The organism is Streptomyces sp. NPDC052114, assembly GCF_040680155.1.
Lineage (GTDB): Bacteria > Actinomycetota > Actinomycetes > Streptomycetales > Streptomycetaceae > Streptomyces.
Genome location: NZ_JBFAWC010000012.1, coordinates 1 through 24,058, shown reverse-complemented (window position 1 = coordinate 24,058; position 24,058 = coordinate 1). Strand labels below are relative to the sequence as shown.

Here is a 24,058-nt window from a genome sequence, read left to right as displayed (position 1 = left end):
TTCCCGTGCTTACACGGATCAAACCGAGGAGTGTTCCAGCTCACATTTGTTGCTTCCTCGGCACGGTGTGCCGCGATGCGCAACGCGCCCGCGCCGGGCCCGCCGGGGCCCCCTGCTGTCGGTGCCGTGCGGCATGATGCGCGATGTGACTCAGCGAACACGACGGCTCATGCTTCTCGACACCGCCTCCCTCTACTACCGGGCCTACTTCGGCGTCCCGGAGTCGGTGAAGGCCCCGGACGGCACTCCGGTGAACGCCGTGCGCGGGCTGCTCGACTTCATCACCCGCCTCGTCCAGGACCACCGCCCGGACGACCTGGTCGCGTGCATGGACGCGGACTGGCGCCCGCACTGGCGGGTCGAGCTCATCCCCTCCTACAAGGCGCACCGCGTCGCCGAGGAGGTCGAAGAGGGCCCGGACGCCGAGGAGACCCCGGACACGCTCTCGCCGCAGGTGCCGGTGATCGAGGACGTCCTGGACGCGCTCGGCATCGCGCGCGTGGGTGTCGAGGGGTACGAGGCGGACGACGTGATCGGCACCTTCGCGGCCCGCGCCACGGGCCCGGTCGACATCGTCACCGGCGACCGCGACCTCTACCAGCTGGTCGACGACGGGCGCGGCATCCGCGTGCTCTACCCCCTCAAGGGCGTCGGCACCCTGCAGATGACCGACGAGGCCTGGCTGCGCGAGAAGTACGGCGTGGACGGCTCCGGCTACGTCGACCTGGCCCTGTTGCGCGGCGACCCGAGCGACGGCCTGCCCGGCGTGCCCGGCATCGGCGAGAAGACCGCCGCCAAGCTCCTGGACGCCTTCGGGGACCTGGCCGGGATCATGGCCGCGGTCGACGACCCGAAGTCGAAGCTGACCCCCTCGCAGCGCAAGCGGCTCGACGAGTCCCGGGCCTATGTGGCGGTCGCGCCGAAGGTCGTGCGCGTGGCCGGCGACGTACCCCTGCCCGACGTGGACGTGGCGCTGCCGCGCGAGCCGCGCGATCCGGCGGCGCTCGACGAGCTGGCGGCCCGGTGGGGCCTCGGCAGCTCGCTGCACCGGCTGCTCACCACGCTCGACGGCTGAGACACCCCCTCCTCCACGAGCCGAGGTGTTAGCTTAGGTAAACCTAAGTACTTGTGGATCAGGGGAGGCGGCCGTCATGGCAGAACGTCCGGCACGCAAAGCACCGAAGGCCCACGTCGGACAGGTCGTCCGCACGGAACGACTGACCCCGCACATGCAGCGCGTCGTCCTCGGCGGCGCGGGGCTCGCCGCGTTCACCGCGGGCGACTGCACCGATCACTACGTGAAGCTGCTCTTCGACGCCGAGGGCGTCACCTACCCCGAGCCGTTCGACATCCAGCGCATCCGCGAGGAGTTCCCGCGCGAGCAGTGGCCGGTGACGCGTACCTACACCGTGCGCTGGTGGGACCCCGAGGCCCGCGAGCTGGCCCTCGACTTCGTCATTCACGGCGACGAGGGCCTCGCGGGCCCGTGGGCCCGCGACGCCGTACTCGGCGACACCATCCGCTTCCAGGGCCCCGGCGGCGCCTACGCCCCGGACGCGGACGCCCCCTGGCATCTGCTGGCCGGCGACGAGAGCGCCCTGCCGGCGATCGCCGCCGCGGCCGAGGCGCTCCCCGCGGGCGCCCTCGCCCATGTCTTCGTGGAGGTCGAGGGCCCCGAGGAGGAGCAGAAGATCGCGACGGACGCGCGGATCACCTGGCTGCACCGCGGCGACCGCCCGGTCGGCGAGCTGCTGGTCGAGGCCGTCCGCTCCCTGGAGTTCCCCGCGGGCGAGCCGCACGTCTTCGTGCACGGCGAGGCGGGCTTCGTGAAGGAGCTGCGCCGCCATCTGCGCCTGGAGCGCGAGGTGTCGCGCGAGCGTCTTTCCCTCTCCGGCTACTGGCGCCTCGGCCACAACGAGGACGGCTGGCAGGCCTCCAAGCGCGAGTGGAACGCCCGGGTGGAGGCGGAGCAGGAGCAGGCGGCGTAACCGTCGCACGCCCCCGTACGAGGAGGCGGCGCCCCGGTGGGGCGGCCGCCTCCTCTCGTACGTCGGGCCGGGCTCAGCCCCGGCACTTGTGCCAGGCGTTCCACTTGTTGTTCTTGTAGTTGGTGCACCACTTCGTGCTGCCGACCCAGACCGCGACGGTGCGGCCGTTCGCCGTGTCATATCCCGCCATGTTGTCCGCCTTGCCGCCGTTCGGCATGCGCTTCCAGCCGCCGGAGCGCCCCCAGATGTGCCAGATGGTCCGGTCGGGCGCGATCACGAACGTCTCGTCGTAGCCGGCCCGGCTGTCCCAGTAGGCGTCCATCACGCGGGTGTGGCACTTGTACCTGCCCGCGTGACCGAAGCGCGTGACCGGGCAGCCCGCGGCGGCGGCCACGTCCCCCGCCCGCACGGCCGCCGTCTTGGCCGACGCCCCCGCCGTCGACGGCGGAGCGGCACTCGCACTGGCGCCCGGTACGACGGCGGCGGTGAGCCCGGCGAGCGCCGCGGCGGCGGCCAGCCCGGTCTTGTGGACGGTACGCATCGAATTCCCCCTGGTACGACGGTGTGCGGTCAGCACCAGACGGTAGGGGGCGCGGGTCCCGCACGGCGTCCCGCACGAGGTTGAACCCGGCATCAACCACCGCGGCAGTCCCCGTAAACCACGGCGGTAGCCGACGCGCCGGTCATACGACCGCGGTAGGCCCGTCGCCCTTGATCCGCGCGTGCAGATGCATGTCGTGCCAGCCGTCCTCGTGCAGCAGCGCGCCGCGCATCGTGCCCTCCGCGGCGAAGCCGGTCTTCAGGGCGACGCGGCAGGACGCCTCGTTGGCCGTCGAGTGGGTCAACTCGATCCGGTGCAGACCGACTTCGTCGAACGCCCAGTCCGTGAGTGCGATGACGGCACGCGGGGCGACGCCCCGGCCGCGGGCCGACGGCACGGTCCAGTAGGCGACTTCGGCCTGGCCTCCGGCGAGCACCATGCAGCGCAGGGCGACCCGGCCGACCAGCTCGTCCGTGGCGGCGTCGGCCACCGCCCAGTAGGCGTCGCGCTCGTCTGCCCAGGCCCCCCGCCAGTCCTCGATCCAGCCGAGCGCCTCGCTCTCGGAGTCGGCCACGCGCGCGTGCCAGCGCTGGAGCAGGGGGTCCTGGAACGCCTCGTACACGGCACGCGCGTCGCCGTCCGCCCAGGGGCGCGCGACCAGACCGCCGGGGACGGGAATCGTCGGCTGCTCGCGGCCGGCGAGCGTGCCGGGCGCGACGATGTCAGAGATCTTGAAGGGCATGGCCTCATCGTGACAGCGGAGGCACGTGCGGCGGCAGTGGTTTTCCGGGAGGGCGGGACCACGCAGCCGCCTCGCCCCGCGACGCGCCCCCCACGCCGCCAACGCGCGCCCCTGACCTGCGACGCCCCGTACGCTGGCCCCCTGATGAGACGAAAGCCCCGCATCCCGCCCGCCCCGCTCCCCCAGCGCGACGGCATCGACCCCGTCCGGGTCAAGCTGCCGCCCGACGGGGCCTGGCCGACCGTGCGCGCGCATCTGGTGGAGCGGCTCGCGGCCGGGGCCGGGGTCATCGACGCGATGCTGGCGGAGGGCCGGATCGTCGGCGCGGACGGGACACCGGTGGCGCCGGACGCACCCTATGAGCCGGGGGCCTTCGTGTGGTTCCACCGGGAGCTGGCGCCGGAGGTCCCGGTGCCGTTCGCCCTCGACGTCGTCCACCGCGACGACCACATCGTCGTCGTGGACAAGCCGCACTTCCTCGCGACCATGCCGCGCGGCAGCCACGTCACCCAGACCGCCCTCGCCCGGCTGCGCGCGGAGCTCGGCATCCCGACGCTCGGCGCCGCCCACCGCCTCGACCGGCTGACCGCCGGACTGCTCCTGTTCACGGTGCGCCCCGAGGAACGCGGCGCGTACCAGACGCTGTTCGGCGACCGCAGGGTGCGCAAGGAGTACGAGGCCGTCGCGCCGTACGACCCTGACGTGCCGCTCCCCCGGACCGTGCGCAGCCACATCGAGAAGGTCCGCGGGATCATCGCGGCCTACGAGGTCGAGGACGCCGAGCCGAACAGCGAGAGCGTGATCGAACTCGTCGAGCACCGCGGCGCCCTCGGCCGCTACCGCCTCACCCCGCGCACCGGCCGCACCCACCAACTCCGCGTCCACATGAACGCGTTGGGCCTGCCGATCCTCGGCGATCCGGTCTACCCGGTGGTGACCGGACCCGTGCCGCCGGACGACTTCCGGCGGCCCCTGCAACTCCTGGCACGCGTCCTGGAGTTCACGGATCCGGTCACCGGCGTCCCGCACCGCTTCGTCAGCGGACGGTCGCTGGGCGCCTGGGCGGCGTACGACGCATGGGACCGCTGACCGCGCCCGGTCAGTACCCGCGCCACCAGGTGAGGAAGCGCCGCCAGGCCCCCTTGGGCCGGTCGGTGTCCGCCGCCGGGGCCGGGGTGGGCGCGGCCTGCGCCGACGCGGCCGGCGCCGGGGCGGCGGGCTGCTGCGGGCGAGGCGCGGGCGAGGACACCTGCCAGTCCCTGCGGGGCGTCGGCAGCTGCGCCGAGGGGCGGGCCATGACGTCCTGCGGCGGCCGCGGGTCGAACTTGACCGGCAGCTCCACCAGATGCCGCGACAGGATCGACGAGGTCCACCGCAAGTCCCGCTCGTCGACGTCCAGTTCGACGTCCGGCAGGCGCATCAGGAGCGCGTCGACGCCGGTGTCGGCGATGGCGCGGCCGATGTCCTGGCCGGGGCACTCGTGCGGGCCGCCGCTGAACGCGAGGTGCGAGCGGTTGCCCTGCATGTTGGCGGCGAGGTCGGGGCGCACGACCGGGTCGACGTTGCCCGGCGCGATGCCGAGGATCAGACCGTCACCCGCCCTGATCCGCTGGCCGCCGAGCTCGGTGTCCTGCTTGGCGAAGTAGCCGACGATGCCGCTGAACGGCGGCTCGTCCCACAGGGACTGCTCGACCGCCTCCGGGACCGTCATCTGGCCGCCGCTGAGCTGGGCGCGGAAGCGCGGGTCGGTGAGGACCATGCGCAGCACGTTCGCGATGAGGTTGGCGGTCGCCTCGTACGAGGCGATGAGCACGAGGCGCAGATGCGCGCCGACCTCGTCGTCGGTGAGCTGGGCCGGGTGGGCGAGGAGGCTGCTGGTGAAGTCCTCCTCGGGGTTGGCGCGGCGGCGCGCCACGAGGCCCATGAGGACCTCCATCACGTACGCGTTGCTGGCGATGGCGGTCTCGGTGCCCTTGATCATGTCGCGGGCGGACTGCACCATGCGCTCGTTGTACTCCTCGGGCATGCCGAGGACGTGGCACATCACCATCATCGGCAGGTGCTCGGCGAACTGGCTGACCAGGTCCGCGCGGCCGTCCTGGCAGATGTCGTTGAGCAGGTGGTTCGTATAGCGGTTGATGTAGCGGCGGATGCCGCGGTGGTCGATGCCCGACATGGCACCGGTGACCGCGCCGCGCAGCCGCTGGTGCTCGTCGCCCTCGGCGAAGCTGCACATCGGCTGCCAGGTGAAGACCGGCGCCAGCGGGTGGTCCATGCCCGCGCTGCCGTCCTGCACGGCGCGCCAGCGGCGCGAGTCGCGGGTGAACTGCGAGGGCGTGCGGACCATGTGGAGGTTCTCGCTGTGGCCGAGGACGGCCCAGATCCGCACGTCGTTGTGGATCAGCACGGGGGCCACCGGGCCGTGTTCGGCGCGCAGCTTCTCGTACAGGCCCGCCAGGTCGGTGTCCGCCTCGGGGCCGTAGAGGCGGCGCAGGCCGCCGGGGCCGACGCCGTGGGCGGGGCAGCCGGGGGGTGGCACGGTCCGGTCGTCGGTGCCGGGCCAGGAGGGGGAGGGAGTCGTCACGATCGTCGCTCCGGGGTCGCGGGAGGGATTGCGGGGTGGGGGCTGCGGGGTCTCAGACGCGGGCCACGGTCAGGGAGTGGAGGTAGCGCATCAGCGTCATCAGGACGTCCCGGCTGGACTCCCTGCGGCGGGCGTCGCACGCCATGATCGGCACGTCCGGCTCCAGGTCGAGGGCTCTGCGCAGGGTCTCGATCGGGTGAGGGGGCGCGTCGGGGAAGTCGTTGACGGCGACGACGAACGGCACGCCGCGCTCCTCCAGGCGGCCGATGACGTCGAAGCTGACCTCCAGGCGGCGGGTGTCGATGAGGACGACCGCGCCGAGGGCGCCTTCGAACAGGCCGTTCCACAGGAACCAGAACCGCTCCTGGCCGGGGGTGCCGAAGAGGTAGAGGACCAGTTCCTCGGAGATGCTGATGCGGCCGAAGTCCATGGCCACGGTGGTGGCCGTCTTGGACTCGGAGCCGTAGTTGTCGTCGACGCCGATGCCCGCCTGGGTCATGGTCTCTTCGGTGGTCAGCGGGCGGATCTCGCTCACCGAGCCGACCATCGTCGTCTTGCCGACCCCGAACCCGCCCACGATCACGACCTTCACGGCGGCGGTGGCCGTGTGCGGCAGGACGTCCTCGCTGCGGGGGCCGGTGATCGTGTCCGTGTTCTTAAAGCTTCTGGAGTCCATGCATCACCGCTTCGAGGAGGGATCGGTCGGGGAGCGCGGAGCGGACGATGGGGGCGCGCGCCTGAACGAGCTCGGTCGCGAGCAACTCCGTCAGGACGACGGTCACGACGCTGAACGGGAGTCCCATGTAGGCCGAGAGTTCGGCGACGGAGAGCGGCGTCGTGCACAGCCGCAGCACCGCGGAGTGCTCCGGCTGCGCGGTGGGCGACGCCTTGCCCTGCGCCACGATCAGGGTCACGAGGTCGAGCGGTGCCCGCTCGGAGCCCTCGCCGGTCAGGATGTACAGCCGCTCCGGGTTCTCGGGGCTGCGGCGCTCCCGCTGGGGAGGCGCGCCCTGCTCGGCCGGTGCTTCGTCCTGCTGGGGGCCTTGGGGGGAGGAGTCTTGCGGAGGAGTCATACGGCCTGCCCGTCGCGTCGGGGCGGGCTTGTCAGATGCGCCCCGATGCGTACGACGAGATCGCGCATGCGGGTGCCGATGAGACCCGCGTCGACCGTCTCGTCGGCGAGCACGGCGAGATAGGCGCCCGCGCCCGCGGCCATCAGGTAGAAGTAGCCTCCGTTGATCTCGATGATGACCATCTTCATGCCGCCGTCGCTGTGCGGGATCTCGGTGGCCACGGCCGCGGCGAGGCTCTGCAGCCCCGCGCAGGCCGCGGCGATGCGGTCGGCCGCGTCCGGATCGCCGCCGTAGCGCGCGATGCGCAGACCGTCCGCCGAGAGCACCACGATCTGCCGGGTCTGCGGCACTCCGTCGGCGAGCTCCTTCAGCATCCAGTCGAAGTTGGCGCGTTGCTGGATCACTGCCAGTCCCTCTCGTCGGCGCTGCCGTTGTTGTTCTGGGTGGTTCCGTGCTGGGGCGGGATGGCCCCCGGCGGGTCGTGCGGGGAGCCGCCCCGCTCGTCCTCGCCGTCACCCTTGACGCCCTTCATGAACGCCTCGATCCACAGGCCGGGTTCGACCTCGTCCTTCTTGGGCGGCGCGGGGGGCGGCGCGGTCGCGGCCGCGTGCGCCTCGGCGATCCGCTGGGCCTCTGCCTCCTGGGCGTAGCGCTGGCTGAGCGGGATCTTCACGCGGCTGCGGCGCTGCGGCAGGCCGTTGGGGGTCCACTCGGTGACCTCGGGAACGTCGTCCTCCATGGTCGCGGCGGCCGGCGAGCGCAGCGGCGGTCCCGCGGTGACGACGCGGGGCTTCTTGCGCCGGATGTTGCGGGCGGGTTCCTCGATGGTCCGGCCGCTGTTGTCCACGCGCGGCACGGCGGAGGCGCCGATGCCGTGGGCGAGGCCGGGCGCGGGCCCGGTGGTCATCATCTCGCGCGGCACGATGAGGACGGCGCGGACGCCGCCGTAGGCGGACTGCCGCAGGGAGACCTGCATGTTGTACATCTGCGAGAGGCGGCCGACGACGGCCATGCCCAGGCGGGGCGTCTCGCCGAGGTCGTTGAGGTCGATGCCGGCCTGGGCCTGCTCCAGCATGCGCTCGGCGCGGGCGCGGGCCTCCTCGCTGAGGCTGACGCCGCCGTCCTCGATCTCGACGGCGATGCCGGTCTGCACCTCGACGGCGGTGACGTGCACCTTGGTCTGCGGGGGCGAGTACCGCGTGGCGTTGTCGAGGAGCTCGGCGCAGGCGTGGATGAGCGGCTCGACGGACGTGCCCTTGATCGCGACGTTGGCGATCGAGTGCAGCTCGACGCGCGGGTAGTCCAGGATCCGGGACATGGCGCCGCGCAGCACGCTGAACAGCGGTACGGGCTTGGGCCACTGGCGGCCGGGACGGGCGCCGCCGAGCACCGCGATGGAGTCGGCGAGCCGGCCGATCAGCGCGGTGCCGTGGTCGATGCGGAGCAGGTCGTCGAAGACCTCGGGGTTGCGGCCGTGGAACTCCTCCATGTCGCGCAGTTCCGCGGCCTGCTGGTGCACGATCGACTGGACGCGCCGGGCGATGTTGACGAAGGCGCGCTGCGCGGACTCGCGCATCGCTTCCTCGCGGTCCAGGGTGTCGAGGACGGAGCGGAGCAGATCGCGCTGGGCGTCGGGCAGTTCGCAGTACGCCTCGTTCTTGTCGACGACGTTGCGGACCACTTCGACGGGCGATTCGCCCTGCCGCAGCCGCCAGAGCGCGTCGGGCAGGATCTCCCGGCCCAGGCGGACCGTCTCCTCGTCGTGGGATGCGATGCGGCGCTCCAGGAAGGCGAGCTGCTGCGCGTGGCGCGCGCGCTGTCCCCGGATGGTCCGGCCGCGCCGCACGGCTTCGGCACCGACCGCGACGACCATGAGGGTCGCGACGGCGCCGCACCAGCCGACGGCGGTCCGGGCCGGTTCCGTCACTGCCGCGACGGCGGCTCCGGTCGCCGCGGCCATGAGCATGGCGGGCAGCAACAGTACGCGCGCATAAGGGACTTCTCGGCCACCGGGAGGCGATTGAACACTCACCATGTATGCCCTCTGAACACTCGTCTTGGGGAAGGGGGTGTGGGGGAGGTACGGGGGAACACAAACCGAACTATCGAAAGATTTGGGAACAAGCGCGCGAAGTTATCGCAACTCACTGCAACTCGCCGCGCTCCGGGCGAGCTTAGTCCGCCGGAATCATCGCCGAGTCATATTCGGCAACCCCCTGCACGGCCCTTGCCGAGGGGCATACACTCGCCCCATTTACACGTGTGGCGATCATTCGAACACATGGAGTGACATCCTCGAACGGCCCTGCCGGGCAGCGGAATTGCGGCCGTCCGCACGGGAATCCCCCGGCCCCGGGCATGGTTGACGCCTCGTATGGACGCCTGTTCTCCCGTGCGCATGCGACCTCAGCTGCGGCTGGTCACCCGCGACCACATCGACTTCGGTCGCGTGTGGTCGGCGGCGTGTCGTCCTTGACGGCACCGAAGACCACGCCATGTCACCGCAGCAAGAGATGAGGCTTTGCCATGCCCGTCGAGTTCCTCGGCATCGCAGCGACCAACGAAGGCTCCGAAGTCACCGCCCGTTCGGGCGCGTCCTTCGACAAGGACTACACGCTCCGGCTCGCCCGCGCCCATGAGGACCACGGCTGGGACCGGGTCCTGTTCGCCTACGGCTCCGGCTCCCCCGACCCCTCCCCCGCCGCCGCCTACATCGCGGCCCGCACGGACCGGCTCCAGATCCTGGTCGCCCACCGCCCCAACGTGTCGTACCCGACGTTCGCCGCGAAGACCTTCGCGACCCTCGACCGGATCAGCGACGGCCGGCTCGCGGTGCACTTCATCACCGGCGGCAACGACCACGAGCAGCAGCGCGAGGGCGACTTCCTCACCAAGGACGAGCGGTACGCCCGCACCCGCGAGGCCATCCGGATCATCAAGAAGGCGTGGACCTCGCACGAGCCCTTCGACCACGAGGGCACCCACTACCGCTTCAAGGACTTCGTCAGCGACACCTTCCCCGTCCAACAGCCGCATCCGCGCGTCTCGTTCGGGGGATCCTCACCCGCCGCGTACGCCGCCGGGGGCGCCGAGGCCGACATCTACTGCCTGTGGGGCGAGCCGCTCGCGCAGACCGCGGAGCAGATCGAGTCGGTGAAGGCGGCGGCGAAGGCCGCGGGCCGCACCGACGTCCCCAGGATCCAGGTGGCCTTCCGCCCGATCATCGCGCCGACCGAGGAACTGGCCTGGGAGAAGGCGTACGCGACGCTGGACCGCATCAAGGCCCGCAAGACCGGATCCCCGCTCTCGCGCCGTCACCCGCTGAAGAACCCGGAGAACTCCGGCTCGCAGCGCCTCCTCGCGGTGGCCGCGTCCGGCGACCGGCACGACCGCGCCCTGTGGACGCCGACCGCCGCCGAGACCGGCGGCGCGGGCAACTCCACGGCGCTCGTGGGCACCCCGGAGACCGTCGCGCAGGCGCTCCTCGACTACTACGACCTGGGCGTGGAGATCCTCTCCGCGCGCGGCTACGACCTCCTCGACGACGCGATCGACTTCGGCCGCCACGTCATCCCGATCGTCCGCGAGGAGGTGGCGAAGCGGGACGCGGAGGCCGCCTCCCGGCCGACGCAGACCCCGCTGAGCGCTTGACACCCGGCGCCGGTGCGGACCGCGAAAGGGGCGGACCGCACCGGCGCGTTCGACGTCCGGACGGCCGAGTGGCGCCCGCACGTTCGGACGGGCCCGGCCTTCCCGGCCGGGCCCGTCCGTCGCGCCACCGGGCCCCGTGACCCGGACGGCCTCAGCCCACCGAGCTGTACGCCACGACGCCCCGCAGCAGTTGGTCGACCGCCTTGCGGGCGTTCTTCGCGACCGTGCTGCCCTCGCGCGGGGCCGCCGCCGAGATCTGGCCGAGGACGTCGATGACCTGCTTGCACCAGCGCACGAAGTCACCGGCCGGCATCTCCGCCTCGCGCAGCACCTCGTCAAGGCCCTTGTCGTTGGCCCACATGTACGCCGCCCAGGCGAAGCCGAGGTCCGGCTCGCGCTGGCCCACGCCCTCCGCCTGATTGATCTTGAACTCTTCCTCCAGGGCGTCGAGGCGGCCCCAGATCCGCACCATCTCGCCGAGCGCCGCCTTCGCCGCGCCGGAGGGCAGCTTCGGCGCCAGCGCGTCGTCGCCGACCCGCGCCTCGTAGACCAACGCCGAGACGCACGCGGCCAGTTCGGCCGGGCTCAGTCCCTCCCACACGCGGGCGCGCAGGCATTCACTGGCCAGCAGGTCCAGCTCGCCGTACAACCGGGCGAGCCGCTTGCCGTGCTCGGTCACCTCGTCGCCGCGCAGGTAGTCGAGCTCGGTCAGCAGCGCGACGATGCGGTCGAAGGTGCGGGCGATGGTGTTCGTCCGCCCCTCGATGCGGCGCTCCAGCTGCGAGGTGTCGCGCTTGAGGCGGTGGTACCGCTCGGCCCAGCGCGCGTGGTCCTCGCGCTCGTCGCAGCCGTGGCAGGGATGGGCGCGCAGCTCCGCGCGGAGCCGGGCGATCTCCTGGTCGTCGGCCGCCGCCGCACGCCCCTTGCGGTGCCGGTCGGGCACGATGTGCCCGGCCTTGGTGCGCAGCGCGGACGCCAGATCGCGGCGGGACTGCGGCGAGCGGGCGTTGAAGGACTTCGGGATGCGCATCCGCTCCAGCGCCTCGACGGGCACCGGGAAGTCCATCGCGGCGAGCCGCTTGACCTGCCGCTCGGCGGTGAGCACCAGCGGCCGCGGGCCGTCCACGTGGTCGAAGCCGCGGTGGCCGTTGGCCCGGCCCGCGGGCAGGCCCGGGTCGAGGACGAGCGCGAGGCCCGCGAACTTCCCCGTCGGGACGTGGATGACGTCACCCGGCTTCAGCTTCTCCAGGGCGGCGGCAGCGGCCGCCCTGCGCTGCGCCGCGCCCTGCTTGGCGAGCTCGGTCTCGCGGTCCTTGAGCCGGCGCCGCAGCCGGGCGTACTCCTCGAAGTCGCCCAAGTGGCAGGTCATGGAGGCCTTGTAGCCCTCCAGGCCCTCCTCGTTCTTCTGCACCTGGCGGGAGATGCCGACGACCGACTTGTCGGCCTGGAACTGCGCGAAGGACGTCTCCAGGAGCTCGCGCGAGCGGTGCCGCCCGAACTGCTCGACCAGGTTCACCGCCATGTTGTACGACGGCTTGAAGCTGGAGCGCAGCGGATACGTGCGCGTGCCGGCGAGACCGGCGAGGTGCTCGGGGCTCATGGCACGCTGCCACAGCACCACCGCGTGGCCCTCGACGTCGATGCCGCGGCGGCCCGCGCGGCCGGTCAACTGGGTGTACTCACCGGGGGTGATGTCGGCGTGCTGCTCGCCGTTCCACTTGACGAGCTTCTCCAGGACCACGCTGCGCGCGGGCATGTTGATGCCGAGCGCGAGGGTCTCGGTGGCGAAGACGGCCTTGACCAGGCCGCGCACGAACAGCTCCTCGACGACTTCCTTGAAGGTGGGCAGCATGCCCGCGTGGTGCGCCGCGATGCCGCGCTCCAACCCCTCCAACCATTCGTAGTAGCCGAGGACATGGAGGTCCTCGTCCGGGATCGAGGACGTGCGCTCCTCGACGATCCGGCGGACCGTCATCCGCGCCTCGTCGTCGTTCAGCCTCAGGCCCGCGTACAGGCACTGCTGCACGGCGGACTCGCAGCCCGCGCGGCTGAAGATGAACGTGATGGCGGGCAGCAGCCCTTCGGCGTCGAGCCGCTCGATGACCTCGGGGCGGCCCGGTGTCCAGATCCGCGATCTCTGCCGGCGCTCGCGCTCGCGGTCGGCCTCGCGGACCATCTTGCCCTTGCGGCGGTCGCGCGGGTTGTACGAGCGGCTGGCCTCCATGCGCGCCATGCGCGTCAGGTCGGGGTTGACCGCCTTCTTGTGGCCCTCGCCCTCCTCGAAGAGGTCGTACATCCGGCGCCCGGCGAGCACGTGCTGGAACAGCGGCACGGGGCGGTGCTCGGAGACGATCACCTCGGTGTCGCCGCGGACCGTGTCGAGCCAGTCGCCGAACTCCTCGGCGTTCGACACCGTCGCCGACAGGGAGACCAGCGTGACCGACTCCTGGAGGTGGATGATCACTTCCTCCCAGACGGCGCCGCGGAAGCGGTCGGAGAGGTAGTGCACCTCGTCCATGACCACATAGCCGAGGTTCAGGAGCGACTGCGAGCCCGAATACAGCATGTTCCGCAGGACCTCGGTGGTCATGACGACCACCGGGGCATCGGAGTTGACGCTGTTGTCGCCGGTCAGCAGGCCGACCTTGTCCGAGCCGTACCGCTTGGCGAGGTCGGCGTACTTCTGGTTGGAGAGCGCCTTGATCGGCGTGGTGTAGAAGCACTTCTTGCCCTGGAGCAGGGCGAGGTGCACGGCGAACTCGCCGACGATCGTCTTGCCCGAGCCGGTGGGGGCGGCCACGAGCACGCCCTTGCCGGCCTCCAACGCCTGGCAGGCCTCGATCTGGAAGGGGTCGAGGCCGAATTCGTACATCTCGCGGAAGGACGCGAGTGCGGTGGCCTGCTCGGCAGCGCGCTTGCGCGCCGCCGCGTACCGCTCGGCCGGTGAGAGGTCCTCTGTCATCGTGCTTTCGAGACTACCGGGCACCACTGACAACGGACGATCAATATCGACGGCTCACGGTGCGAGCACGCGCACCGCCCCCGCCACGCACTCCGCCCTCAGCGGCAGTGCGCCCATCGGCTCCCCGTCCGCGTACCCCGTGATCCCGGGCGCGGCCAGCTCCACCGTCGCGGCCCGGTGGACGGTGACCTTCGGATGGTCGAGGTGGGTGCCCTTGTAGACGCGCGGGAAGACCTTCAGGAGCGTCGTACGGCTGCAGTCCCCCACCACGGTGATGTCGAAGAGCCCGTCCGCCATGTCGGCGCCCGCGCAGATCCGCATGCCGCCGCCGTACGAGGTGCCGTTGCCGACCGCGACGAGCGTGGCCTCGACCTCGTGGACGGCGCCGCCGTCCAGCGTGATGCGGTACGGGACGGGCCTGAAGGCGGCGAGCTCGGCGACCATCGCCAGGTCGTACTTGAAGCGCCCCGTGGGCCACCGCATGCGGTTGCCGCGGTCGTTGACCCGCGAGTCGAAGCCCGACGCGAGCACCGTCCCGAACCACGTGTCGCCGACCCGCCCCAGATCGACGTCGCGGGTGCGCGCCCCCTTGAGCGCCTCGGCCACGATCTCCCCGGCCGCGGCCGGCTCGCGCACCGGCAGCCCGAGCGCCCGCGCGAAGTCGTTCCCGGTGCCCACCGCGATCACCCCGAGCGGGGTGCGCGTCCCGGCGACGGCCTGCAGCGCCAGGCTGGCCATGCCGTCGCCGCCGACGGCTATCAGTGCCCCGGTGCCGCCGTCGACGGCCTCGCGGGCCCGTCGCAGCGCGTCGGGGGCGTCCTCACCGATGACGGTGCGCACGGAGAAGCCACGGGACCGCAAAGCGGAAGCGGCCGGTTGCGCTGCGTGAGCGCCCCGGCCGCGGCCCGCGGTGGGATTGACGAAGAGGGTGATCTCGCTTGTCACGGCGGGACCCTACAAGGTCAGGTCACGTCGTCGAAACCGTTGACGCGTTGGTCGGTGCGTGTGCTGCCCGCCTGCTCGGGCAGTGCCCGGGGCGGTCGTACCGTCTCGACGTCGTCGATGTCCTCGGGCGTGAGGTCGATGTCGGAGGCCTCGTCGTCGTCCAGCTCGGCGTCGGGGTCGTTGCGCCTGCGCCGCTTGTCGTTCAGGAGCGAGAAGCCGACGGCGATGAAGTACAGGACGACGATCGGGCCCGCCAGGGCGATCATCCCGAACGGGTCGGTGGTCGGGGTGGCCACCGCGCCGAAGACGAACACGCCCATGACGACACCGCGCCACCAGCCCGCCATGCGCTTGCCGGTCACCATGCCCGTGAGGTTCAGCATGATCAGCAGCAGCGGCAGCTCGAAGGCCGCGCCGAAGACCAGGATCATCCGGACGGTGAAGTCGAGGATCTTGTCCATCGGCAGGATGTTCGCCGAGCCGTCCGGCGTGATCCCGAGGAGCACGCGCATGCTGATCGGCATGATCACCCACGCGAGCCAGGCGCCGCCCGCGAACAGCGGCACGGCGGCGGACACGAAGGCGTAGGTGTACTTGCGCTCGCTCTTGTGCAGACCCGGGGCGATGAACGCCCACAGCTGGTACAGCCAGATCGGGCTGGCGATGATGACGCCCGCCATGACGCTGACCTTGACCGTGGTGGTGAAGGGCGACAGCAGGTCGGTGTAGGCGACGACCGCGCACTCGCCGCCCTTGCTCTCCAGACCGCCGTCAGGGCAGCGGGGTACCGGAGAAGCGAGGAACTTCATCAGCTTCTCGCTGTAGAAGGCAGCCACGATCGCCACGACCGTGATCGCCGCCATGCCCTTCGCGAGCCGGTTGCGGAGCTCGCGCAGGTGCTCCGCGAGGGGCATCCGCCCCTCGGGGTCCTTCTCCTTGCGGGCAGACTTGAGCAACCCACGTCCTCATCTCGTGCGGCAGACCGGCCTGCGCCGGCCTTGGATCAGCGCTGCGTCGTACGGTCGGTCGGCTCGGTGACCGGGCGCGAGCTGGTCACGTCGCCGGGGGCCGCCTGGATCGTGCGCTGCTGGACGGCGGGGTCGCTCGGCGGGTCGGCCGGGGCGGCGGCGTCGTCCTTGCTCTCGGACTTCATGGCCTTGGCCTCGCTCTTGAGGATGCGGGCCGACTTGCCCAGCGAGCGCGCCATGTCGGGCAGCTTCTTCGCGCCGAACAGCAGGACGACGATGACGAGGATGAGAATGATCTCGGTGGGGCCGAGCCTACCCATAGCTGTATACCTTCTTCACCGAGGCGACAGGAGTCTGGTTTGCTCGCAGACCGGACATACATCCGACCTCCGCGCTGGCAGCGATCGTAACCCCCCGGGGTAAACGCGCGGCAATCCCCGCGCATACTCCGGGTACGGCCCCCGCCTCGATCCGGGCCGTATTCGCAGCGTACCCGCACGCCTCGGGCCGTTGACAGGTCGCGGAGGCTAAAGAGACCCGCGGCCCGCACGGGCCACTCCCGCCGCGGCTCTCTCGAGGTCCTCCGCGGCCCGGTTGATCTGCCGTGTGGTCTCGGTCACCTGCCGGCCCAGCCGCTGCGCCTCCACGAAGACCTTGATCGCCAGTACGCCGAGGACGGCGAGACCCAAGAAGCCCGCCGCGATCGCGAGCATCGCCCAGAACATGCGCCGAGCCTAGACGGTCGAGTGCAGGCGCAGCGTCCGCACCCCACCGCCGGTGAGGAGTTCGACGATGCGCTCGCCCGCGGGTTTGCGCACCGCGGCCTCGCACTCGGGGCAGGTGAAGGAGTAGAAGGTCGTACGCGCGCTGGCGCCGATCGCGAGCCGCAGCGCCCCCGCCGACAGCTCGAAGCGGGCGCGGCAGTCGGGGCAGGAGGCCGTGAAGAGCACGGGCGCGGGCCGCTGCGCCGGCACTCCCGGCAATCCGGACATGGTCGGTGTGCTCAATGCCCCTGCTCCTGCCTGTCGTAGTCCCTCTCGTACGCCGCGAGGGCCTCCCGTGCCGCCTGCCGGGCGCTGTCCGCCAGCTGGGCCGGGGAGACGATCCGCCCGTCGCCGCCCAGGCGCAGCGCGAGGCGGCGCAGCGAGGCGGGGTCGGGGGTGCGCAGGGTGATCCGCAGACCGCCGTCGGGCAGTTCCTCGGCGCTGTCGTGGGGGTAGTACTCGGCGACCCAGCGCCCGCCGGGGCCCACCTCGACGACGACCTCGGGGTCCTCGGCGGCGGGCTGCACCAGGCCCTCGGACAGGTCGCGCAGCTCGACCTCGGGCGGCGCGGACGGCTCGTCCAGGATCTTGATCTCGGCGACGCGGTCGAGCCGGAAGGTGCGCCGCGCCTCGGAGCGCCTGCACCACGCCTCGACATAGGTGTGGCCGACGCTCACCAGGCGGATCGGGTCGATCTCGCGCTCGGTGACCTCGTCGCGCGCGGGCGAGTAGTAGCGGATCCAGAGCCTGCGGCGCTCGGAGATGGCCCGGTCGACGTCGGCGAAGACGCCGCCCTCGGACTCGAAGGTCACCGAGAGCCGGGCGCTGGCGCCCGCCGCCTCGCCCGCCGCGGTCTCCAGCTTCGCGGTGGCGCGCAGCAGCGCGAGACGGTCGCTCTCCCGGAGGCCGGGGAGCGTGGCCACGGCGCGGGCGGCCACCAGCAGCGCGGTGGCCTCGTCGGCGGCGAGCCGCAGCGGGGCGGCGACGTCGTCCGGGTTGTGCCACCAGATGCGGTCGCCGTCGGTGTCGATGTCGAGCAGGTCGCCGCCGCGGAAGCTGGTGCCGCACAGCGGCAGCACGTCGAGGTCGGAGATCAGCTCGTCCGTGGTGATCCCGAAGGCACGGGCGACGTCCTCGACGTGGGCGCCGGGGCGCTCGCGCAGATAGGTCACCAGCGACAGCATCCGTCGCGTCTGGTCGATGGCGTTCGAGGCCATTGGTCTGTCCGCTCCCCCTCAGCCCTTGGCCACGGCACGCAGCCGGTCCACCACGTCGGCCCGCAGCTCGGCGGGCTCCACGACCACCACGTCGGGCCCGAACTCCACCAGCCAGGCGTCAAGGCCGTGGCCGTACGGAATCTCCAACTCGTCCCACCCGTCGCCCAGCTCCCGCACCGAGGCGGCCTTGGCCCGCAGCGGGTAGCCGGCGCCCGCGCGCAGCCTGATCAGAGCGGTGCGGTCGGCGATCTCGCCCGCCCAGCCCGCCACGGTCTCGCGGACGGTCACGACGTCCGGGACGTCGGCGGTGTACTTGCCCGCGCGGGCGCGGACCTTGCCGGTGATCCGCGACAGCCGGAACACGCGCTCGGCCCGCCGGTCGCGGTCCCAGCCCGCGAGATACCAGTGTCCGCGCCAGCACTCCAGCGCCCAGGGCTCCACGTGGCGCTGCTCGGGGCGGGCGGCGGTGGCCTTGCGGTAGTCGAAGACGACGGGGCGGCGGTCGCGGCAGGCCAGCATCAGCGGCTCGAAGGACGCCTCGTGCGCGGGGATGCGGGGCTCCAGGGCGCCGTGCGTCTCGTACGGGTCGACGTCCTCGGGCAGGCCCGCGGCGCGCAGCTTCTGCAGGGCGCCGCTGGCGGCCCCGGCCAGGCGCGCCTGCTGCCAGACCTTGGCGGCCAGGCCGAGGGCCGCGGCCTCCTCGGCGTCGATCGTGATGGGCGGCAGCCGGTTGCTGTCGCGGCGGGCGAGGTAGCCGACCTCGCCGTCGAGGTTCTCCACGGTCTCGATGACCAGGCCGAGCTCGCGCAGATCGTCCTTGTCGCGCTCGAACATCCGGTTGAAGGAGTCGTCGGACCCCGCCGCCCGGCCGCCCGGCCCGAAGGCCTCGACGTACGCCTCGATGGAATCGCGCAGCTCGCGCTTGCTGAGCGGCCGCCGGGTCCCGAGCAGACACAGCGCCAGATTCATCAGCCGCTCGGCCTTGGCAATGGCCATCGACGCCCTTTCTCGGCCTTACTGCATACAGTGCTTCCGACCGATGACCGTACCGCCCCGGGGTGTCGTGGCAAAAGCCAAGGGTCCATGCCAGACAGGCATGGACCCTTGGCGGGCAGATCAGGTCACAGACGTGCGCGGACCGTGATCAGGTCGCGGACGCGCTCAGACCGCGATCAGGTCGCAGACGAAGATCAGCGTCTCGCCCGGGGCGATGCGGCCGCCACCGGCGCCGCGGTCGCCGTACGCCAGGTGCGCCGGGATGGTCAGCTCGCGCCGGCCACCGACCTTCATGCCCTGGATGCCCTTGTCCCAGCCGGTGATGACCTGGCCGGCACCGAGCTGGAACTCCAGCGGGTTGCCGCGGTTCCAGCTGGCGTCGAACTCCTCGCCCGTGCTGAACGCGACGCCCACGTAGTGGACCTTGACGAAGTCGCCCGCCTTGGCGACCGCCCCGTCCCCCTCCCAGATCTCCTTGATCTGCAGCTCGGCCGGCGGCTCGCCGACGGGGAAGTCGACCTCAGGCTTGTCGATGTTCACGAAAATGCTCCTGCTTGATACGAAAGGTCAGCGCGGACAGTCTTGCATCCCCGCGGGCTCACATCTTCGCGAGGATGTCCACGGAGAAGACCAGCGTGGAGTCCTTCTTGATGGAGCTGCCCTGCGGGGGCTGGTCGCCGTACCCCAGCTCCGGGGGGATGACGATCAGCACACGGCTGCCGACCTTCTTGCCGGTCAGTCCCTGCGCCCAGCCCTTGACGACCTGCGCCAGCTGGAACGAGGCGAGCTGCCCGCTCTTGTACGAGGAGTCGAACTCCTTGCCGTCCGCCCACAGGACGCCCTTGTACTGGCACAGGAGGCCGTCGGTCTCCTTCACCTCGTCGCCGTCGCCCTCCAGGATGTAGCTCGCGACGAGCTTCTTGGGGGCGTCGCTCTTGGGGACGTCGATGGAGGGGGCCTTGCCGTCGGTGTTCGTGCCGACCTTGGGCAGGTCCTTGTTGGACTGCGCGACCTCCTTGCCCTTCGCCGAGCTCTTGGCGTTGAAGGTGTCGACGATGTCGACGACGAAGACCAGGGTGTCCGAGCCCTTGATGCCCGCCTGCTTGTTGCCCTCCTCGCCGTACCCCATCTTCGGGGGGATGGCGAGCTCCACGCGGCTGTCGATCTTCTTGCCGACCAGGGCCTGGTCCCAGCCGGGGATGACCTGGCCGACGCCGATCGGGAAGACCGTGGGGTTGCCCCGGTCGTAGGAGTTGTCGAACACCTTCGCGGTCGCCCAGATCTGGCCGAGGTAATTGGCCTGCAGATAGTCGCCCTTGACGACCTCCTTGCCCTTGCCCTCGATCAGGGTCTTGACCGCCAGGTCGGAGGACGGCTTGCCGGGACCCTTGGCGACGGTCGGCTTCTGACCGAACTTGTCGCCCTTGGTGATCTCGGGCAGCGGGCCGTCCACGATCTTCGCCGTCGGCGGGGCCGACGCCGAGTTGGACGGGCTGTCGCTGGGCTTTGACTTGGCCTTGTCGGCCTTGTCGTCACCACAGCCTGCCAGCGTCAGCAGGCCGGCCGGGACGGCAAGGAGGAGTGAGCGTCGGCGCACGGTGGGGGCCTCGTATCGATCGATCTTGTGGGTTGGCGTGCGCGCAACTCTACGGCGTGAGAAGGGCGCCGCACGAGGAACGCACGGCGCCCGCGTTGCGTTCCCGCAACGCCTCACACTTCACCGGGGTCACATGCCGGCGATGAGCTTCTCCACCCGGTCGTCGACGGACCGGAAGGGGTCCTTGCACAACACGGTGCGCTGTGCCTGGTCGTTGAGCTTGAGGTGCACCCAGTCGACCGTGAAGTCACGGCGCTGTTCCTGGGCGCGCCGGATGAAGTCGCCGCGCAGCCTCGCGCGCGTGGTCTGCGGCGGCACCGACTTGCCCTCGAAGATCTTCAAGTCGTTGCAGATACGGGCGGCTTGCCCCTTCTTCTCCAGGAGGTAGTAGAGCCCTCGGCGACGGTGGATGTCGTGGTACGCGAGGTCTATCTGCGCGACCCGCGGATGCGACATGGTCATGTTGTTCTTGGCGCGGTACCGCTCGATGAGCTGGTACTTCATGACCCAGTCGATCTCGGTGCTGATGCGGTCGAGGTCCTCGGACTCGATCGAGTCCAGCGTGCGGCCCCAGAGCTCAAGGACCTGCTCGACGGTGCCGCTGCGGATGCCTCGGCGGTCGACGAAGTCCACCGCCTTCTCGTAGTACTCGCGCTGCACTTCGAGGGCCGAGGCCTCGCGGCCGCTGGCCAGGCGCACCTTGCGCCGGCCGGTGATGTCGTGGCTGACCTCGCGGATGGCCCGGATCGGGTTCTCCAGGGTGAGGTCGCGCATGACCGTGCCGGCCTCGATCATGCGCAGCACCAGGTCGGTGGCGCCGACCTTCAGGAGCATGGTCGTCTCGGACATGTTCGAGTCGCCGACGATGACGTGGAGCCTGCGGTAGCGCTCGGCGTCCGCGTGCGGCTCGTCGCGGGTGTTGATGATCGGCCGGGAGCGGGTGGTCGCGGAGGACACCCCTTCCCAGATGTGCTCGGCGCGCTGGCTCACGCAGTAGACGGCGCCGCGCGGTGTCTGCAGCACCTTGCCGGCGCCGCACAGCAGCTGCCGGGTGACGAGGAACGGAATGAGGATGTCCGCGAGTCGGGAGAACTCTCCGTGACGGGCCACCAGATAGTTCTCGTGGCAACCGTAGGAGTTTCCCGCCGAGTCGGTGTTGTTCTTGAATAGATAGACGTCGCCGGCGATTCCCTCCTCGTGCAGGCGACGTTCGGCGTCGACGAGCAGGCCTTCCAGAATGCGCTCGCCCGCTTTGTCGTGGGTGACCAGCTCGGTCACGTTGTCACATTCGGGCGTTGCGTATTCCGGATGTGATCCCACGTCAAGATAGAGGCGGGCGCCGTTCCGCAGAAAGACGTTGCTGCTGCGGCCCCATGACACGACACGGCGGAAGAGGTAGCGCGCCACCTCGTCAGGCGACAGGCGGCGCTGTCCCCTGAACGTGCACGTGACGCCGTACTCGTTCTCCAGCCCGAAAATGCGGCGGTCCATGACTGAACATTACGCCTGATGCCCGGCACTGAAACCGGGTTCGACAGCACCGTTTCGATCATTTTCCGATGAACTCGCAACGACTTCCGAATCCCCGACTGGTACCAGTACCCGCACCGTGGCCAGCAGAACCACGAACGCGGCCGCGCCGGCGAGCCCGGGGACGGCGAACCCCCACTCCGTGCCGCCCCGCTCGACGACCGGTCCCGCGGCGGCGGTGCCCAGCGAAGCCCCCACCGTGAACGTCGTCACGAGCCACGAGAACGCCTCCGTGACCGTGCCCCGCGGCGCGTGCCGGTCCACGACGATGAACGCGCACGCGAGCGCGGGCGCCAGGAAGACCCCTGCCAGCGCCGTGAGCGCCGTCATGGCCACCGCGCCCGGCGTGAGCATCAACGGCCAGTAGCAGAGCGCCAGGAGCCCCACCAGGACCCCCAGGCGCCGCTCCGGCGCACCGCTCCACTGCCGCGCCCCGTAGACCGCGCCGCCCACCAGCGCGCCGAAGCCGAGCGCCGCCATCATCCAGCCGTACACCGCGTCGCCGCCGTGCCCGTCGGCGTACGACACTCCGGCGACGGTGATGGAGCCGAGCGCCATGCCGATGAACAGGAAGGCGCCGAGGAGCGCGAGGAGTCCGGGCGAGCGCAGCGCCCCGAGCCAGTGCGCCTCGCGCGGCGCCGAGCGCCACGCGCGCGAGGGCCGCGACATCACCACGGAGAGCGCCCCCAGCACGCCGACGGCGTTCACGACGAGCAGCGCCGCCTGCTCCGACCACAGCGCCACACAGCCGGTCACGAGCAACGGTCCCGCGGTGAACATGACTTCCTGGGCGATGGCGTCCATGGCGTACGCCGTGTGGACCTGCTCCTCCTTGCCGAGCACGCTGGGCCACAGCGCCCGCAGGCCGCCCTCCAGCGGCGGCGTGAAGAGCCCCGCGACGGCCACCGAGACGTACGCGAGGGCGAGCCGGTCGGGGCCCGTGAAGGCGAAGAGGGCCATGCCGAGCGCCGAGAGCAGGGCCGCGGGCAGCTGCACCCGCGGCTGGCCGTGGAGATCGACCAGACGCCCCAGCAGCGGCTGCCCCACGGCGTTGGCCACGCCGTACACCGCGGCGAGCGCGCCCGCGAGGCTGTACGTGCCGCCCTCGGCCCGGATGAACAGCACGATCGCGATCGCCGCCGTGGCGTTCGGCAGCCGGCCCACCAGCGTGCCGGCCAGCAGCCGCATCGCGTAGCGCGTCCGGAGGATCTCCGCGTATCCCGCAGCCATGCCCTGCCGCCCTTCCTCACACCGCCGAGGCTGAAGTTTTACGTATAACGTTCGGCGTCATACGTACCATGAGCGCTGTCCGCCGGTCCACCGCACAGCCATGACGCGGGCACGAACCAGGAGGCGACCGTGGCGGCACCACAGCTTGATTCCGGGGGCACCCGCCCCACGAGCCGCGACGTCGCACGCGCCGCGGGCGTCTCACAGGCCACCGTCTCCCTCGTGCTCGGCGACAAGTGGCGCGGCCGGGTCGCCGCCCCCACCGCCGAGCGCGTGCGCACCGCCGCCCGCGAGCTCGGCTACCGCCCCAACCTCGCCGCCCGCAACCTCCGCCTCGGCCGCACCCGCACCGCCCTGCTCGTCGTCCCGGAGCTCACCAACGAGTTCTTCGCGCACGTCTACACCGGGGCCGCCCGCGTCGCCGCCCGCCACGGCTTCGGCGTCGTCATCTACCCCTCCCCCGACGGCACAGGACCCGCCCGCGACCCCTTCGCCTCGGCCCGCGCCTCGCTCGACGGCGTCCTCGCCTCGTCCATGGCCTCCGACGCCCTCGCCACCATCCGCGGCGACGACCTCCCCCTCGTCATGCTCGACAGCGACCCCGCGGGCAGCCTCGGCGCCGCCACCGTCAACCTCGACCTCGCCGACGGCATGCGCCAGGTCACCGAACACCTGCTCGCCCTCGGCCACCGCGACTTCCTGCACCTCGCCGCGGACGTCGACTCCTGGACCTTCGACCTGCGCGCCGAAGCACTCGCCCAGGCGCTGCGCGGCACCGACACCGCCGTGCGCCGCGTCGCCGCCCCCCTGAACGTCGAGCGCGCCCGCGTGGTCGCGGAAGCCGCCCTGTCCACCCCGGGCCCCCGCCCCACCGCCGTCGTCTGCGACGACGACTTCCTCTCCGCCGGCGTCTGCAAGGCCGCCCGCCGCCTGGGCCTGCGCGTCCCCGAGGACCTCTCCGTCACCGGCTTCGACGACCTCATCCTGGCCACCGCCGTGGAACCCGAGCTGACCACCGTCCGCCTGCCCGCCGAGCGCTTCGGCGAGCGCGGCATGGAGTCACTGGTCGCCGTCCTCGAAGGCCGCGAGCCCGACGCCACCCCGCTCCCCGTCGAGCTCGTCGTCCGCGGCTCCACGGGCCCCGTGCGCTGAACCTCCCCCGGTACACGAAGGCGCTGTGCCGGAGTGCTCATCAAAGTGCCCTACTCGGAGATGTCCCCCGGCCCCACGGTGAACACCCTCGGCGACCACGACGGTGAACCGGTGCTGC

General features: G+C 71.4%; 24 protein-coding genes. 5 read left to right on the top strand and 19 right to left on the bottom strand.

All coding sequences use genetic code 11. The annotated features are described in order from the left end of the window. The first annotated feature begins 169 nt into the window (after positions 1 to 169). Together AB0L89_RS25830 and AB0L89_RS25825 are read left to right on the top strand one after the other, a co-directional pair. Positions 170 to 1,075, top strand: a complete 906-nt coding sequence (locus tag AB0L89_RS25830) for a 5'-3' exonuclease (protein WP_365145292.1) — start codon at positions 170 to 172, stop codon at positions 1,073 to 1,075. A 76-nt stretch (positions 1,076 to 1,151) separates the two neighbouring features. Further along, positions 1,152 to 1,988: a siderophore-interacting protein gene (locus AB0L89_RS25825; RefSeq protein ID WP_365145290.1), complete on the top strand. Its 837-nt coding sequence runs from the start codon at positions 1,152 to 1,154 to the stop codon at positions 1,986 to 1,988. Between the two features lie 73 nt (positions 1,989 to 2,061). On the opposite strand, the gene AB0L89_RS25820 is transcribed toward AB0L89_RS25825, so the two are convergent. Both AB0L89_RS25820 and AB0L89_RS25815 read right to left on the bottom strand, forming a co-directional pair. After that, a complete protein-coding gene (locus AB0L89_RS25820; protein WP_365145287.1) occupies positions 2,062 to 2,529 on the bottom strand; it encodes a hypothetical protein in 468 nt (155 codons plus the stop codon). 142 nt (positions 2,530 to 2,671) lie between these two features. Next, positions 2,672 to 3,271 (bottom strand): GNAT family N-acetyltransferase, encoded by a 600-nt coding sequence (locus AB0L89_RS25815; protein ID WP_365145284.1) that lies wholly within the window; start codon positions 3,269 to 3,271, stop codon positions 2,672 to 2,674. Positions 3,272 to 3,415: 144 nt separating this feature from the next. Between AB0L89_RS25815 and AB0L89_RS25810 the strand changes: the two genes are divergently transcribed. Continuing rightward, positions 3,416 to 4,360 carry an RluA family pseudouridine synthase gene (locus AB0L89_RS25810; protein ID WP_365145281.1) on the top strand — a complete coding sequence of 315 codons (945 nt, stop codon included), beginning with the start codon at positions 3,416 to 3,418 and terminating at the stop codon, positions 4,358 to 4,360. A gap of 10 nt (positions 4,361 to 4,370) precedes the next feature. On the opposite strand, the gene AB0L89_RS25805 is transcribed toward AB0L89_RS25810, so the two are convergent. From AB0L89_RS25805 to AB0L89_RS25785, 5 genes are read right to left on the bottom strand one after another with little or no spacing between them, the layout of a single operon-like run. After that, positions 4,371 to 5,858: a cytochrome P450 gene (locus tag AB0L89_RS25805; protein ID WP_365145895.1), complete on the bottom strand. Its 1,488-nt coding sequence runs from the start codon at positions 5,856 to 5,858 to the stop codon at positions 4,371 to 4,373. Between the two features lie 49 nt (positions 5,859 to 5,907). Then, the gene (locus AB0L89_RS25800) at positions 5,908 to 6,531 is read right to left on the bottom strand and encodes an ATP/GTP-binding protein (RefSeq protein WP_365145278.1); all 624 of its coding nucleotides are present in this window, start codon (positions 6,529 to 6,531) and stop codon (positions 5,908 to 5,910) included. Further along, on the bottom strand, positions 6,512 to 6,928 hold the full coding sequence (locus AB0L89_RS25795; RefSeq protein ID WP_365145275.1) for a DUF742 domain-containing protein: 417 nt from the start codon (positions 6,926 to 6,928) through the stop codon (positions 6,512 to 6,514). The genes AB0L89_RS25800 and AB0L89_RS25795 overlap by 20 nt, the downstream gene beginning before the upstream one ends. After that, positions 6,925 to 7,332 (bottom strand): roadblock/LC7 domain-containing protein, encoded by a 408-nt coding sequence (locus AB0L89_RS25790; RefSeq protein WP_055556816.1) that lies wholly within the window; start codon positions 7,330 to 7,332, stop codon positions 6,925 to 6,927. Before AB0L89_RS25790 ends, AB0L89_RS25795 begins: the two co-directional genes overlap by 4 nt. Next, a complete protein-coding gene (locus tag AB0L89_RS25785) occupies positions 7,329 to 8,963 on the bottom strand; it encodes an ATP-binding protein (protein WP_365145271.1) in 1,635 nt (544 codons plus the stop codon). Before AB0L89_RS25785 ends, AB0L89_RS25790 begins: the two co-directional genes overlap by 4 nt. 491 nt (positions 8,964 to 9,454) lie before the next feature. Here AB0L89_RS25785 and AB0L89_RS25780 point away from each other — a divergent pair, with 491 nt between their 5' ends. Next, on the top strand, positions 9,455 to 10,579 hold the full coding sequence (locus AB0L89_RS25780) for an LLM class flavin-dependent oxidoreductase (RefSeq protein WP_365145268.1): 1,125 nt from the start codon (positions 9,455 to 9,457) through the stop codon (positions 10,577 to 10,579). 151 nt (positions 10,580 to 10,730) lie between these two features. Here the strand turns inward: AB0L89_RS25780 and AB0L89_RS25775 are convergent, their stop codons facing one another. The 12 genes from AB0L89_RS25775 to AB0L89_RS25720 form a co-directional block, all read right to left on the bottom strand. Then, positions 10,731 to 13,586, bottom strand: coding sequence for a DEAD/DEAH box helicase (locus AB0L89_RS25775; protein WP_365145892.1), 2,856 nt, complete (start codon positions 13,584 to 13,586; stop codon positions 10,731 to 10,733). A gap of 9 nt (positions 13,587 to 13,595) precedes the next feature. After that, a complete protein-coding gene (locus AB0L89_RS25770) occupies positions 13,596 to 14,486 on the bottom strand; it encodes a diacylglycerol kinase (RefSeq protein WP_365145265.1) in 891 nt (296 codons plus the stop codon). Between the two features lie 17 nt (positions 14,487 to 14,503). Continuing rightward, entirely contained in the window at positions 14,504 to 15,400 is an 897-nt protein-coding gene (gene tatC / locus AB0L89_RS25765) for a twin-arginine translocase subunit TatC (RefSeq protein WP_365145889.1), read from the bottom strand. An 89-nt stretch (positions 15,401 to 15,489) separates the two neighbouring features. Then, positions 15,490 to 15,774 (bottom strand): Sec-independent protein translocase subunit TatA, encoded by a 285-nt coding sequence (gene tatA / locus AB0L89_RS25760; protein WP_365145262.1) that lies wholly within the window; start codon positions 15,772 to 15,774, stop codon positions 15,490 to 15,492. Positions 15,775 to 15,981: 207 nt separating this feature from the next. Next, a complete protein-coding gene (locus tag AB0L89_RS25755) occupies positions 15,982 to 16,179 on the bottom strand; it encodes a hypothetical protein (RefSeq protein ID WP_365145259.1) in 198 nt (65 codons plus the stop codon). Between the two features lie 9 nt (positions 16,180 to 16,188). Next, a complete protein-coding gene (locus tag AB0L89_RS25750) occupies positions 16,189 to 16,446 on the bottom strand; it encodes a hypothetical protein (RefSeq protein ID WP_055697174.1) in 258 nt (85 codons plus the stop codon). Positions 16,447 to 16,457: 11 nt separating this feature from the next. After that, the gene (locus AB0L89_RS25745) at positions 16,458 to 17,435 is read right to left on the bottom strand and encodes a WYL domain-containing protein (protein ID WP_365145256.1); all 978 of its coding nucleotides are present in this window, start codon (positions 17,433 to 17,435) and stop codon (positions 16,458 to 16,460) included. An 18-nt stretch (positions 17,436 to 17,453) separates the two neighbouring features. Then, the gene (locus AB0L89_RS25740; RefSeq protein ID WP_365145253.1) at positions 17,454 to 18,431 is read right to left on the bottom strand and encodes a WYL domain-containing protein; all 978 of its coding nucleotides are present in this window, start codon (positions 18,429 to 18,431) and stop codon (positions 17,454 to 17,456) included. A 165-nt stretch (positions 18,432 to 18,596) separates the two neighbouring features. Continuing rightward, a complete protein-coding gene (locus AB0L89_RS25735; protein WP_365145250.1) occupies positions 18,597 to 18,971 on the bottom strand; it encodes an FKBP-type peptidyl-prolyl cis-trans isomerase in 375 nt (124 codons plus the stop codon). A gap of 58 nt (positions 18,972 to 19,029) precedes the next feature. Further along, positions 19,030 to 20,028: an FKBP-type peptidyl-prolyl cis-trans isomerase gene (locus AB0L89_RS25730; RefSeq protein ID WP_365145247.1), complete on the bottom strand. Its 999-nt coding sequence runs from the start codon at positions 20,026 to 20,028 to the stop codon at positions 19,030 to 19,032. Between the two features lie 129 nt (positions 20,029 to 20,157). Further along, positions 20,158 to 21,519, bottom strand: coding sequence for a Pup--protein ligase (gene pafA / locus AB0L89_RS25725; RefSeq protein WP_365145244.1), 1,362 nt, complete (start codon positions 21,517 to 21,519; stop codon positions 20,158 to 20,160). 9 nt (positions 21,520 to 21,528) lie between these two features. Continuing rightward, positions 21,529 to 22,788, bottom strand: a complete 1,260-nt coding sequence (locus AB0L89_RS25720; RefSeq protein ID WP_365145241.1) for an MFS transporter — start codon at positions 22,786 to 22,788, stop codon at positions 21,529 to 21,531. Between the two features lie 129 nt (positions 22,789 to 22,917). Between AB0L89_RS25720 and AB0L89_RS25715 the strand changes: the two genes are divergently transcribed. Beyond that, positions 22,918 to 23,940 carry a LacI family DNA-binding transcriptional regulator gene (locus AB0L89_RS25715; protein ID WP_365145238.1) on the top strand — a complete coding sequence of 341 codons (1,023 nt, stop codon included), beginning with the start codon at positions 22,918 to 22,920 and terminating at the stop codon, positions 23,938 to 23,940. Positions 23,941 to 24,058: the final 118 nt, after the last annotated feature.